The sequence below is a fragment of the Sporolactobacillus pectinivorans genome (genome assembly GCF_002802965.1).
Classification (GTDB): Bacteria; Bacillota; Bacilli; order Bacillales; family Sporolactobacillaceae; genus Sporolactobacillus; species Sporolactobacillus pectinivorans.
The window spans coordinates 468,874-482,387 of the sequence record NZ_NXGA01000001.1 but is presented as its reverse complement, the minus strand read 5'-3'; the positions used below and the strand labels follow the sequence as shown (position 1 = coordinate 482,387).

13 protein-coding genes and 1 tRNA gene are annotated in these 13,514 nt (G+C 44.1%); 11 read left to right on the top strand and 3 right to left on the bottom strand.

Going from position 1 to position 13,514, the window contains the following annotated elements; all coding sequences use genetic code 11:
* Positions 1–10 precede the first annotated feature (10 nt).
* From COP04_RS02615 to pdxT, 5 genes are all read left to right on the top strand, one after another.
* Positions 11–1,105, top strand: coding sequence for an HD-GYP domain-containing protein (locus COP04_RS02615; protein ID WP_100486569.1), 1,095 nt, complete (start codon positions 11–13; stop codon positions 1,103–1,105).
* A gap of 280 nt (positions 1,106–1,385) precedes the next feature.
* Positions 1,386–2,852, top strand: coding sequence for an IMP dehydrogenase (gene guaB, locus COP04_RS02610; protein WP_100486568.1), 1,467 nt, complete (start codon positions 1,386–1,388; stop codon positions 2,850–2,852).
* Between the two features lie 148 nt (positions 2,853–3,000).
* Positions 3,001–4,350 (top strand): serine hydrolase, encoded by a 1,350-nt coding sequence (locus COP04_RS02605; RefSeq protein WP_100486567.1) that lies wholly within the window; start codon positions 3,001–3,003, stop codon positions 4,348–4,350.
* 173 nt (positions 4,351–4,523) lie between these two features.
* The gene (pdxS, locus tag COP04_RS02600) at positions 4,524–5,408 is read left to right on the top strand and encodes a pyridoxal 5'-phosphate synthase lyase subunit PdxS (RefSeq protein WP_100486566.1); all 885 of its coding nucleotides are present in this window, start codon (positions 4,524–4,526) and stop codon (positions 5,406–5,408) included.
* A gap of 19 nt (positions 5,409–5,427) precedes the next feature.
* A complete protein-coding gene (pdxT, locus tag COP04_RS02595; protein WP_100486565.1) occupies positions 5,428–6,003 on the top strand; it encodes a pyridoxal 5'-phosphate synthase glutaminase subunit PdxT in 576 nt (191 codons plus the stop codon).
* Between the two features lie 38 nt (positions 6,004–6,041).
* Here pdxT and COP04_RS02590 read toward each other — a convergent pair whose 3' ends face one another.
* Positions 6,042–6,251 (bottom strand): hypothetical protein, encoded by a 210-nt coding sequence (locus COP04_RS02590; protein WP_100486564.1) that lies wholly within the window; start codon positions 6,249–6,251, stop codon positions 6,042–6,044.
* A 74-nt stretch (positions 6,252–6,325) separates the two neighbouring features.
* Here COP04_RS02590 and serS point away from each other — a divergent pair, with 74 nt between their 5' ends.
* On the top strand, positions 6,326–7,612 hold the full coding sequence (gene serS / locus COP04_RS02585; RefSeq protein WP_100486563.1) for a serine--tRNA ligase: 1,287 nt from the start codon (positions 6,326–6,328) through the stop codon (positions 7,610–7,612).
* Positions 7,613–7,648: 36 nt separating this feature from the next.
* Positions 7,649–7,789 (top strand): hypothetical protein, encoded by a 141-nt coding sequence (locus COP04_RS19355; RefSeq protein WP_157800140.1) that lies wholly within the window; start codon positions 7,649–7,651, stop codon positions 7,787–7,789.
* An 82-nt stretch (positions 7,790–7,871) separates the two neighbouring features.
* Here the strand turns inward: COP04_RS19355 and COP04_RS02580 are convergent, their stop codons facing one another.
* Positions 7,872–8,528 carry a deoxynucleoside kinase gene (locus COP04_RS02580; RefSeq protein ID WP_100489489.1) on the bottom strand — a complete coding sequence of 219 codons (657 nt, stop codon included), beginning with the start codon at positions 8,526–8,528 and terminating at the stop codon, positions 7,872–7,874.
* Positions 8,529–8,984: 456 nt separating this feature from the next.
* On the opposite strand from COP04_RS02580, the gene cspD reads away from it, so the two are divergent.
* Together cspD and COP04_RS02570 are read left to right on the top strand one after the other, a co-directional pair.
* Positions 8,985–9,188 (top strand): cold-shock protein CspD, encoded by a 204-nt coding sequence (gene cspD / locus COP04_RS02575; RefSeq protein ID WP_100486562.1) that lies wholly within the window; start codon positions 8,985–8,987, stop codon positions 9,186–9,188.
* 212 nt (positions 9,189–9,400) lie between these two features.
* Positions 9,401–9,473: transfer RNA gene (locus COP04_RS02570), tRNA-Arg, on the top strand.
* A gap of 787 nt (positions 9,474–10,260) precedes the next feature.
* Here the strand turns inward: COP04_RS02570 and COP04_RS02565 are convergent.
* Positions 10,261–11,145: a DNA/RNA non-specific endonuclease gene (locus tag COP04_RS02565; RefSeq protein ID WP_239984742.1), complete on the bottom strand. Its 885-nt coding sequence runs from the start codon at positions 11,143–11,145 to the stop codon at positions 10,261–10,263.
* Positions 11,146–11,660: 515 nt separating this feature from the next.
* Here COP04_RS02565 and COP04_RS02560 point away from each other — a divergent pair.
* Positions 11,661–12,467, top strand: coding sequence for an arsenite methyltransferase (locus COP04_RS02560; protein ID WP_100486561.1), 807 nt, complete (start codon positions 11,661–11,663; stop codon positions 12,465–12,467).
* 313 nt (positions 12,468–12,780) lie between these two features.
* Positions 12,781–13,494 (top strand): GntR family transcriptional regulator, encoded by a 714-nt coding sequence (locus COP04_RS02555; RefSeq protein WP_100486560.1) that lies wholly within the window; start codon positions 12,781–12,783, stop codon positions 13,492–13,494.
* Positions 13,495–13,514 lie beyond the last annotated feature (20 nt).

The following is a 13,514-nucleotide window of genomic DNA, read 5'->3' as shown; positions in this document are numbered from 1 at the left end:
GGGAAAAGATATGCAGATTGCTGTCGATGCGTTGAAGCCCGGTTACGTACTGAAAAAGGATGTTTATGCTAAATCGGATAAACCGCTGATGAAAACGGGGACCATACTGAATGCAATCCATATTGCATTTTTAAATGCTTTCCTGATCAGAGACGTAGAGATTGAATCCGTGCGGGCCAATGGAAAAAAAGTACATGCAGAAGTTTCCGCGGGCACGAATGAGCCGTCAGTCCATGAAGACCATCTGGGATCCAGTCTCATGGACGGTGTTTATCAGCAGGCGGTTGACACTTATAAACTTTTCTTTGAATATTGGAAGTCCGGTGCGTCGCTTAATATTGGCGAATTCCGGAAAGTGATGATGCCTGTTTTAGAAACTTATCTTAATGATTCTTCAATCTGGCTCACTGAGTTTTTGCTGACAAAGACGATGGTGCGCAGCCGCGCAGACCGCAATGTTACCCTTGGTCTCCTGTCAGGTTTTTTAGGCAAAAAAATGAACTTTCCACAGGGAGACATATATCAACTCGGACTTGCAGGCATGCTTGCGGATTGTGGCATGGCCAAGTTCCCTCCTTCTCTGTTGAATAAGAAGGGCAATTATGTTGGCAGCGAACGATCACTCTACGAGAAACATGTCCTTGACAGCTATAAAATGGTAAAAGGCGTCCCAACCCTGAAAGAAGAGGCAATGGTGGCAGTGATTCAGCACCATGAACGTGAGGATGGCAGCGGATTTCCGTTGCATTTGACCGGGGATCGGCTCAGTGTCTTTGGAAAAATTATGGCGGTGTGCGACTGCTTCCTTCATCATGCTGACAAGTTGTCGACAGGCGGGCCGGTACAAATATTGGAACGCGTTAGCGGAAGGTATTACGGGAAGCTCTCAGGTTTTATCCTTGACAAATTTTGTACTGAACTGATGACGCTGTTCATTGGCATGGATGTGATGCTCTCAAATAACTTGACCGGAAAAATTATTTTTATCCCGGAAAAAGATCCGACGCGGCCAATCATCCGCCTTGAAAATAATGAAGTCTTTTCTCTAACCTCAAATCGTTCTGTTCATATTTCAGATGTTTACCATGCCGACCCAGTAAAATAAATACAAAGTCTGCTCATAATGGAAAACAATTCATTCTTCAAATCGATAGAATCGGTTTATAATGGACAAATAACGAAAGAGTTTTTATATAGCTTAAAATTTATTCCGGCGATTCTGGTGTTCACAGCAAAATGTAATAATCGTACGCAGTGTGGCAGCTCTTTTTTAGAATAGTATTACTTTAACCGGATTCCTTGACAGCTGTTTGCCCAATTGTTAAGCTATCAATAAAATTTTCGGATGAGTGATTAAATAATCCTTTAATGGAGGTAAGAAAGCGTTGAGAGAAGATAAGTTTGTGAAAGAATCTCTGACTTTTGACGATGTATTGCTGATTCCGGCAGCTTCAGAAGTGCTGCCGCGCGATGTTTCTGTCAAAACCGCATTGACCGGATCGCTGAAACTGAACTTGCCGATTATCAGTGCAGGCATGGATACTGTGACTGAGTCGTCGATGGCGATTGCTATGGCCAGGCAGGGCGGCATGGGTGTTATTCATAAGAACATGTCCATTGAAGAACAGGCAGAGCAAGTAGATAAGGTAAAAAGGTCTGAAAGCGGCGTTATAACGAATCCTTTCTTTTTAACTCCGAAAGATCAAATATTTGATGCAGAACACTTGATGAATAAATACCGGATTTCTGGTGTTCCCATTGTAGACAACAATAAAGACCAGCATCTTGTCGGCATTCTGACGAATAGAGATATGCGGTTTGTTAAAGATTACTCGGCGAATATCGGTGACATGATGACGAAAGACAATCTGATCACTGCTCCGGTTGGAACCAGTCTCAAACAAGCTGAGGAAATCCTCAACAGGCACCGGATCGAGAAGTTGCCGCTCGTTGATGAAAACGGCGTGCTGAAGGGTCTTATTACGACCAAGGACATTGAAAAAGTCGTCGAATTTCCGAATTCGGCAAAGGATGAGCACGGCAGGCTGCTCGTTGCCGCAGCCGTCGGGGTGACGGCTGACGCGTTGCTCCGTGTTGAAAAATTGGTCGATGCCGGTGCCGATGCGCTTGTGATTGACACAGCACATGGCCATTCAAAGGGTGTTCTGGATAAGGTTGCTGAAATAAGGAAAAGTTTCCCGAAGATCAATCTGATCGCAGGAAATATTGCAACAGCTGAGGGTACAAAAGCACTGATTGATGCCGGTGTCGATGTAGTGAAGGTCGGAATCGGGCCGGGATCAATATGTACAACACGTGTCGTTGCGGGAGTTGGGGTCCCTCAGATCACGGCTGTCTACGATTGCGCCAACGAAGCAGACAAGCACGGTATAGCGATTATTGCTGATGGCGGGATCAAGTATTCCGGCGATATAGTCAAGGCGCTTGCAGCAGGCGGCAGCGCGGTTATGCTCGGAGGACTGCTTGCTGGAGTTGATGAAACACCGGGAGAAAAAGAAATTTATCAGGGTCGTCAGTTCAAAGTTTATCGTGGTATGGGTTCAGTCAGTGCGATGGAACATGGCAGCAAGGATCGTTACTTTCAGGAAAACCAGAAGAAGCTGGTTCCGGAAGGCATTGAAGGACGTGTGCCCTATAAAGGTAAGCTGGCTGATACGATCTATCAGCTGATCGGCGGTCTCCGTTCCGGTATGGGCTATTGCGGGACGCCGACGATTAAGGATTTGCGTGAGCATGCAAGATTTACAAAAATCACCAATGCAGGATTGCTAGAAAGTCATCCCCATGACGTTCAGATTACAAAAGAAGCACCGAACTATTCTATTAAATAATCATAGAGTGGCCGGCAGGTTATTCACTGATTCTTAAAGTCTACTGTTTTTGCTTTACTTATTCGGGACGATTCATTTCGCCTCGGTTTTCTATGTTTGCAGCTGCTTTGAAGAATGCGCTGCGGTAAACCATTCGGGGGTGTAGGGGTTGAATTTCAGAAAAAAGCTGCGGTTTTTTGCAGTGACAGGGCTCGCTTTTATACTGGCTCTGACAATCGCATTTCAAGGATCTTTTGCTTCGAAAGCTGAAGCGGCAGATACACTGAATCTGCAGGCAAGATCTGCGATACTTGTTGACTACAACAGCGGACAAATTTTGTATGAGAAAAACGCGGATCAGGTTTATCCACCGGCCAGCATGACCAAAATGATGACTGAATATCTGGTGATGCAGGCGGTTCATTCCAAGAAGCTAAACTGGAATTCGCAAGTGTCAATCAGCAATTATGCTTATCAGATTTCGCAAAACCGGTCCCTTTCAAACGTGCCACTCAGACAAGATTATCAGTACACGGTTAAAGAATTATACGAAGCGATGGCTATCTACTCAGCTAATGGAGCGGCTATTGCTCTGGCTGAAAAAATAGGCGGTTCCGAAAAGAATTTTGTTGATCTGATGAATGCAACGGCTAAAAAGTTCGGTATGAACGGCGCTCATTATATTAATAGCACAGGCCTTGATAATTCAGATCTCGGGCAATTTGCTTCCTATGGCGGCTATGGTGGCAAGAATGATAGCGATGAGCTTTCAGCGAGAGACTTGGCGATATTGGCCTACCACGTGATCAAGGATTATCCTGAAGCACTGAATATTTCCAAGATTCCGCTGAAAAACTTTACAGCCGGTGTGAAAACGCCTATTCAGATGGTGAACTGGAATTATATGCTTCCTGGATTTGGTGCTAATATGAGTAAATATACTTATCAAGGTGTGGACGGACTGAAAACCGGATACATCGCTCAGGCCGGTTATTGCTTTACTGGTACCGTTAAACAGAACGGACATCGGCTGATCAGTGTTGTTATGGGAACATCATCTGAAGGGCAGCGTTTTGAGCAGACGCGGACACTGTTCGATTATGGATATCAGCAATTTTCTGAGAAAACCCTAGCTCAAAAGAATCAGTTAGTTCAAGGGCAAAAAGCAGTTCCGGTCAATAATGGTAAACAAGGCAGTGTGAACCTTGCTTTTGGTGAACCGGTGATTGTTACCGCCCAGAACGGCGAAACGTCAAAAGTTGATTTCAAGGTCACTCTTGATCGTTCAAAATTGAATAAAAATGGTCAGTTGGAAGCCCCTGTCAAAAAAGGCGAAAAAATTGGTTACGCAACGCTTTCTTCAAGTAACGGCGCTTATGGCAAATTGAATCCAAACGATAACCAAATTCCGGTTGTTGCAGCCCAGCAGGTTGACAAGAACGGTTGGTTTATCAGCATGCTCAAAGCCATTGGCAGTTTCTTTGCCGGAATTTTTTCATGGATTGCCGGACGCTTCTGAGACTGACACAATTTAGTGACTTATAGTTTAAAACCCAGGAAGATTGTTTTTCCGGGTTTTTTTGTAAAAATTTTCAATATGCCTAAAAAAATAGTTATTTACTATGAATTTATAGTACACTAGAGCTGTTCCAATTTTAAATGATCTAAGAAGAAATTAATGGAGGGATAAAAGTGGCTCAGAAAGGCACGGACACTGTAAAAAGAGGAATGGCAGAAATGCAAAAGGGCGGCGTGATCATGGATGTGGTCAATGCCGAACAGGCCAAAATTGCTGAAGAAGCCGGTGCTACTGCTGTTATGGCGTTGGAGCGAGTACCTTCAGATATCAGGAAGGCCGGCGGAGTTGCCAGAATGGCGGATCCGGAAATTGTTGAACAAGTTCAAAACGCAGTGACAATTCCCGTAATGGCTAAAGCACGTATCGGCCATATTGTTGAAGCCCGAGTGCTCGAATCGATGAAGGTTGATTATATTGACGAAAGTGAAGTTTTAACACCTGCCGATGATGTTTACCATATTGATAAAAAAACCTTTACTGTTCCATTTGTCTGCGGCTGCCGCGATCTTGGCGAAGCTGCCCGTAGAATTGGCGAAGGCGCAGCAATGCTTCGTACTAAAGGAGAACCGGGTACAGGCAATATTGTCGAAGCAGTCCGGCACATGCGCCTTGTGAATAGTCAGGTGCACAGAGTGGTCGGTATGACTCCCGAGGAAATTATGGTATTTGCTAAAGAGTTGGGTGCTCCTTACGAAATATTGCTGCAAATCAAGGAGGCCGGCCGTCTGCCGGTTGTCAATTTTGCGGCCGGTGGCGTAGCAACTCCGGCCGATGCTGCCCTGATGATGGAGCTCGGCGCTGACGGCGTTTTTGTCGGATCCGGTATTTTCAAATCTGAAAATCCGGCTAAATTTGCCCGAGCGATTGTTGAAGCGACGACTTATTATCAGGACTATGAACGTATTGTTGAGCTCTCAAAGGGACTGGGTCATCCGATGAAGGGTATTGATATGGGGACGCTTCAGCCGGCTGACCGGATGCAGGACCGCGGGGAATAAGGCGGAGGCTGATTAAATCATGACAGTAAAAATTGGGGTTCTTGCCCTTCAGGGTGCGGTCAGTGAACATATAAAGTCACTTCAGGCGTCAGGTGCAGATGCCGTCGGTGTGAAACATGCTGGGGATTTAGAAAGTCTTGACGGGCTTGTGCTTCCCGGCGGCGAGAGCACAACCATGCGGAGGCTGATGGATCAATACGGGCTTTTTGAGACAGTCCGATCATTTGCGGAAAGAAAACCGGTTTTCGGTACCTGTGCCGGATTGATTCTGATGGCTAAAAAAATTGAAGGAAAAAAAGGCCCGCATCTGGGCCTTCTCGATATTGACGTAAAGCGCAACGCGTTCGGCCGGCAAGTCGACAGTTTCGAAGCCGACCTAAAAATCAAACATGTCAGCGATCATTATGATGGTGTTTTCATCAGAGCGCCGTATATTAAAAGTGCCAGTCCGGACGTAGAAGTCCTCTCAACTTATGAGGATCACATTGTGGCTTGCCGTCAGGGCCGGTTTCTAACGTGTGCTTTTCACCCCGAATTGACGGACGACTTGAGCCTGCATCGCTATTTTGTTCATCTTGTTGAAGAAACTATTTAACCGCTTGCTTTTTGATGAAGTTTATTGTACATTTTTAGTTAATGAATAGCAGGCTTGATGACGGAAAACAGTAATTGCAATGTCCCTGTGCAGAGAGCTGCGGCTGGTGGGAAGCGGTGAGGGACATGCAACGAATCCATTCCTGAGAGAAAAGCCGGATAAGTTCCGGCCATAAACGGATCAAATCCGTTATCAATGACAAAGCGGCCGACAGGTTCTGAGCGGATCTTCGGCAATTTGGGTGGCAACGCGGGTTAAATCCCGTCCCTTGATTCAGGGACGGGATTTTATTTATTTCTGAGATATTTGGAGGCAAATGACGATGCTCGATATGAAATTTTTACGTGACCATTATGATGAAATTAAGGGAAAACTGAATAAAAGAGGTGAAGATCTCAGCGATTTTAAAAAGTTTCCGGCGCTTGATGAGAAAAGGCGCGAATTGATCAGTCAAACCGAGGTTCTGAAGGCAAAGCGGAATGAGGTTTCAGCAAAAGTGGCGGCTAAGAAACGGGAAAAAGAGGATGCTCAAGATCTGATCGCATCCATGCGTGAAGTCAGTGCCAACATCAAGGCGCTTGACGGTGAGCTGAATCAGATCGAGAGCGATCTGCACCAGGTGATGCTATCCATCCCGAATATTCCGCACGGAAGCGTCCCGGTCGGCGAAGACGAAAATGACAATAAACCGATTCGTTTCTGGGGCGACCCAAAAAAATTTCCTTTTGAACCGAAACCGCACTGGGATATTGCCACAAATCTCGATATCCTGGATTTCGAGCGGGCAGCTAAAGTCACCGGCAGCCGTTTTGTTTTTTATAAAGGACTCGGTGTGCGCCTGGAGCGCGCACTGATCAGCTTCATGCTGGATCTTCATGAAGAAAAGCATGGCTATACCACTATAATGCCGCCCTACATGGTTAACCGTGACAGCATGACGGGAACCGGGCAGCTTCCGAAGTTTGAGGAGGATGCTTTTAAAATTGCTGACGACAGGGATTACTTCCTGATCCCTACAGCCGAAGTGCCGGTAACGAATTATTATCGCGATGAGATTCTCAGCGGAGATCAGCTTCCGATCGCCTACGCCGCGTATAGTGCCTGTTTCCGTTCCGAAGCCGGGTCAGCCGGGCGAGACACTCGGGGTATCATCCGGCAGCACCAGTTCAACAAAGTTGAACTCGTCCGCTTCGTTAAACCTGAAGACTCTTATAATGAGCTTGAAAAACTAACGGGACATGCTGAAGAGGTGCTGAGGCTGCTTCAGCTTCCTTACAGAGTGGTTAGCATTTGCACAGGTGATCTTGGTTTTACCGCAGCTAAGAAATACGATCTTGAAGTCTGGATTCCAAGCCAGAACACCTACCGCGAGATTTCTTCGTGCAGTAACTTTGAAGACTTCCAGGCACGCCGGGCCAATATCCGCTTCAGGCGTACGCCGAAAGCCAAACCGGAATACGTCCATACCCTGAACGGGTCGGGACTTGCTGTCGGGCGTACGGTTGCCGCAATTCTGGAGAATTATCAGCAGGAAGACGGCAGTGTTGTGATCCCCGAGGCGCTCCGTCCTTACATGAGAAATCATGACAAGATTACACAGGCAGATTAATCATTGCCGAATAACATTTTCTGAGGAGGGAACGGCATGCCTTTTCACCAGAAAGTTGATACCGAAGCCAGGCTGACACGCATGATTGAAGACATGGGGATTACACTTAATCCCGATAAGGAAAAAGAGGATAAGAAAACGTCCGATCAGAAAGCAAAAAATCAGGAAAAAGACTAAAAAAACCGCCGCATCAGCAGAGATTTCTGCCTATGCGGCGGTTTTTTCGTAGGCCCGGACATATATAAAGGTGACAGATTTTTTATCGGCTTCCGGACTGGCTGACTAGTTTATCCTCGATGAGCGGTATGACCTGTTCAATGGAATTCGGGTCGTCCAGCAGATCGTAATCATCAATATCAATTTTCAGCACCGGGCAGGTGTCAAAATGGCTGATCCACTGCTCGTAACGATCATGCATTTCTTTCCAATAGCCGACTGGGGTTTCTTTTTCCATCGCCCGGCCGCGACGGCTGATACGGCGGATCGTCGCATCCAGTGATCCGTGGAGATAGATCAGCAGATCGGGATGATGAAAGTAAGGTGTCATGACCATGGCGTCAAACAGACTGGTATATGTCTGATAGTCAGCTTCAGACATTGTCCCTTTTTCATAATGCATCCGGGCAAAGATGCCTGTATCTTCGTAAATCGAGCGATCCTGGACGAATCCGTCCGGAGATGCGTCAATCAATTTGGTTTCTTTGAAACGTTCGCCAAGAAAGTAGATCTGAAGATGAAAGACCCAGCGGCTGAAATCTTTGTAAAAGGCTTCAAGATATGGGTTTCCATTGACCTTTTCGAGAGATGTGCGGAAATGAAGACGCTCGGCCAGTGCTTTTGTGAATGTCGTCTTGCCAATACCAACCATGCCCGCAACAGTAATTAAGTGTTTCGAAGATCTCTGGCTGTCATTCATTACGGAATCAATCGCCCTTCTGAAATAAAAATAGCCGTTACTCGTAAATCGGACGGCCGAAAACAGGAACATATATATTGCTTTTAGTTTATCATGAGTTCAATGGTTTGAAAAGAACGGGAGGGATCATCTGGTGAAGAGAAATTGCAAAGTCGAGCTGCCCAGAGCGCGGTTTGCGGACACCCTGATGTGCGAAATTCTCTGTTATAACAACAACGTATCCGTTTACAAAAATTAATTGGAAATTTGACACAAATCATTGACTGTGCTATATTGTAATAAACCATTTTACTACTTAATATATGATCTGGATGTAAGAATGAAGACCCTTCCCTGAAGTGTAGTAGTTTTTACTTCTGGAAGGGTTTGCTTTTTATGTCCTGATTACTTTGTTAGATGGTGGATGGTATTATTTCACGCGCGGGCAGCGCAAGGTTTTAGGGAGGCAGCTATACTATGGCTCAGAATGGTAAAGTAAAGTGGTTTAACGCAGAAAAGGGCTACGGATTCATTGAAGTCGAAGGCGGAAATGATGTATTCGTACACTATTCTGCAATCGAAGGCGACGGTTTCAAGACGCTTGAAGAAGGTCAGGAAGTTAGCTTCGACATTGTCGAAGGCAACCGCGGACCTCAGGCAGCAAACGTTACGAAGCTGTGATCTTCGGCCATAGCCGGTGATGCAGAAGCAGTCCTCTCTAAACAAGGGCTGCTTTTTATTTGTGCGTGGTTCAAATCATATCAACAAAAGACGGCTTGGGAGATTAGTCTGCGCTGCCCATATTTCCCTGGATGCCTAATCTTCCCCTGTTCAAAGGGCTGTTTTTTTTGTATAATAGCTATTGTCGCCTTCAAAGCGGCCAGACTGTATCCGGCTCTGTAGCTCAGTGGATAGAGCGTCGGTTTCCTAAACCGTGCGTCGAGGGTTCGATTCCCCCCAGGGCCATAAACAGAAAATCGTCAAACCCCTTGATATTCAGGGGTTTTACTTATATATAACAGATAGTACTGATCCGCTGATTTAGAGTAATACAGGCCCTTATACGCAAATCACACGCAAAACTAGAGTGGTACAAATTAATAACAATTCAAAGCCCTAATCAGTGTACCTCCCCCTTTTTATAAAAGTATAATTCTTATAATTATAGTATCCAGTAAAAATACTCAGATCATTGTGATTATTGATAAAAAACTAATTCATAAACATAAATATATTGTTTTCAGTACGGTAAGCATAAAAGATAAAGGGGTGATCTATTTTTGAAAAATCATCTTATTTGAGGATTGGTTATCGTTATCAGTGTATTTATTCTTTACTGAGCAACTTACACCATTTTATGTGCACGACATCCCATATGGGTAGGGCATTATAAGTGGGAAGTTGTTTTAAATGATTTTGCAGCTGGAGATCCACAATGTTATCAAGCTTATCTTTACCGGGAGACTTCGTCAAATAGGGTACAACTAAAATTCTATGAGAATGGCCTATATCAAACCGGGGGAGTGTATAAGTATGAAAATAATCATAGGATCAGTTTTTATGATGACTGTAGGCCAGAACTAGCAACGTCTGATCGTAGTATTCATCGACAATAAAAAGATAGACACTATACAATTAGAAAAAAATCATTTTACTGGCCGGGCCAATTTCATAATCACGATATATTTAAATAAATTCAACAAACAACGATATTTTTATTTAATAGTGGGTAGCTATTTTCATATCTTGCTCTTTAATCATAAAAGTGTGGTGCGCCAGCTGGTGTAGGAACCGTAATACTTCGATCCATATGTGATGTGCCATCAGCATAGTTGAATTGGAAACCCGGCTGAACATTGAAGATAAAGACGTTGAAGTTCAGTGATCCATCAGTTGAAATGGCTTGTAGTTCCACTCCTTTAGCCATGAGATCATTGCCATTAAATATCGCCTGTGCTTGATAAATCACCTTTTTTCCTTGTTTCAATGCGTTACGGACTTGGCTTTCATAAATGGTTTGAATTTCTTGGTTTGAGAAAGCGGTCTGTGTGAACAAATTTTTAGGATTATTTTGATCCCCGGATTTCAGACTTGGATTATATGACCCTGTATAGGCAATACCCTTTGACAGCGAGTAGGCGATCAGATGGCCACGATTTAGAATTGCTTTACCATTGGAGAACTTCTGGTGCCACCCGGTCGGTTGAACGTATTGGCGCACTCTAAGGGAATCGTTGGCCATATTGCGTGATTCCAGATAAGCGGTATTTGGATGTGAAGTACGGTTTAAGTCGTCGATATTGCTGTAAATTACTTTGTTTTCTTTCCAGTCTCTCGAGTTGAGCGTTGACTTGTTATGATTCACTGCTATGACTGCGCTTGATCCGGGCTGATAGTTCAGAGACGCCAGTTTGGAAGCTGAATCATTGGTCTTTCCAGTAGAACCTTGACTGGAAAGGGATGCTGAAATTCCCGATGCAACCTGCTGTATTCCGTTCTTTATATTGGTTTTGCTGGTAGAATGTGAAGATAATAAATTATGTCCTGAGTTATTATTATCGGTAAAAACTGTTTTACCTGCGAATATTGCCATAATGATGAACGCAACAACGAATATTACTTGATTCAATCGTTTCATAACGAACTCCTTTTTGAAAATTATGGAGAAGAAATCAAACAAAACATTTTATATCAACTATACCGTATTTACAGTAGTTTGTTTCCTTTTCTATCTGAAATAATCTCCTTGTGTTGGTTTTCCGGAGTAGGTTGATTTTTTTTCTTTATCTAAAAATACATGTCGGATTTCTTTATTATTAGAACAAGGGCTTTTTCACCCGCTATATCCGATAATAGGTTCCTTGCTGAGGTAAAATAATGCCTTCAGTAAAGAATTTTTATCGTAATAGTTACATGTTGATTCATAAGTAAAAATAATAACTTAAATTTGCTTAATAGATAAGCCTTCTTTAATATAATTGTGTTATTATATAAGCGAAAGTGAATGTATGGTTGTTTAAAGATATACCTCAAACAGATTGCTTGTCAGTAACATAGATCCGTTAAATCAGATGGTTTGATGGGTCACCGTACGTGGTAAAAATGAAATGACAGTCGAAGCAAATTTCAAATGAAAACTAAGGAGTGTTTGCCATGAGCTTATCAAACGATCAGATTAAACAAAATGTTCGCCATCATTACAAACAAATTGCTCTTCAGAATGTAACTTCTGCGTCAAATTGCTGTTCTTCGAGTTCCGGCTGCAACTGCCATACTTCGTCTGACAGCAGCCGCTTATCGGAGCAGCTTGGTTATTCTGCTGAAGAACTGGCAGCCGTGCCTGATGGTGCCAATTTGGGACTGGGATGTGGCAACCCTCAGGCCATCGCTTCTCTAAAACCAGGTGAATACGTTCTTGACCTTGGCAGCGGCGGTGGCTTTGACTGTTTTCTTGCGGCGCGTCAGGTCGGTGCCAGCGGCCGTGTTGTGGGCGTGGATATGACTCCGGAAATGGTGAGCAAGTCCCGTCAAAACGCCGCAAAAGGCGCTTATGACCAGGTTGATTTTCGTCTCGGGGAAATTGAGCACTTGCCGGTAGCCGATCAAACTGTGGATGTTATTATTTCAAATTGTGTGATCAATCTTTCTCCGGATAAGCTTCAGGTTTTTAAGGAGGCCTACCGGGTATTAAAAAAAGGCGGGCGTCTTGCTATTTCTGATGTTGTTTTGACTGCTGAATTACCCCCGGATGTCAAGAATGACCTGGATATCTCCTATTCCGGCTGTATCTCGGGTGCAGCGTCTATCATCGATCTGGAAAACATGCTGAAAGCGGCTGGTTTTGTAACTATTGTTATTCAGCCTAAAGATGAGTCAAAAGAGTTTATCAAAGAATGGGTGCCGGGGATGAACATTCAAAATTACATTGTATCCTCAACCATTCAGGCAGTTAAACCTTAAAGCAGGAGAAATGCCGCCGAAAGTTTTTTAGAGATTAGCCAATGAGCTTCTGTGCCCGGTCGATACGACATATTATCGTATCGACCGGGCATTTTTGCATCTCTATGAATGTTTTCGACACAGAGTTCCGCATGAATATTACCTAAGTATGGACAGGATCCGGCAATGCTTCAATTTTTTTAAACGATATGTTTATTCAAGTCTTAAGCTTTAGAATTAATTAAAAATAGCTTAATGTTTCCTACTTGTTAACAAGTTAGAGTGTAAATCGTAAGCATTGAAATGCCGAGATCAGTTTTGGGGGAGGTGAAGGATGGTGCAAGCGGAACTTCAACATTTGAAAATTGCCGAATATTTGATCGATTGTATTTCTACGGGAGTTTATAAGGAAGGAGATAAAATTCCTTCTGAAAATGAATTATGCAGACAGTTCGGAACCAATCGATCGGTGGTAAGGCAGGCTGTTGCACGAACTGCGAGCCTGGGCTGGCTGACTTCAAGGCAGGGAAAGGGATCGTTTGTCAATCAGAGACCGCGGCTTGTTTCATACAGTCTATCATCGAGAACTTGCTTTTCCGACAATATGAACAATCAGGGCATTTTGCATAGTTGCAAAGTGTTGAAGTGTGTGAAGCGCCAGCCCACCGAAAAAGAAAAACGTTATTTGCAGCTTGACCGCGACCCATCTATCTATGAACTTGAGATTCTTCGTTACGTCGACCGCTGTCCCATTTCCGTGACAACGACCATCCTGCCGGCAGAGAAGGTTCCTCAACTGGAGAAACACCTGGTCGATTTCCATTCGCTTTATCAGGTGATGACAGGTTGTTACCACCTCCGCCCCAGGCGTTCTAAGTCGGTTTTTCAGGCGATGTTGCCTGTCACGAGTGACGCTGAGTTGTTAAACATTCCCGAAAATGTTCCTATCATCAAAATTGAAAGTTTTGTCAATCATCTTGATCAACCCGTTGAATACAGCAATTCTCGGATTCGTGGCGATATGCAGAAAGGTTTTGTCACTTTTTAATTGCATCAATTGACAGGCTT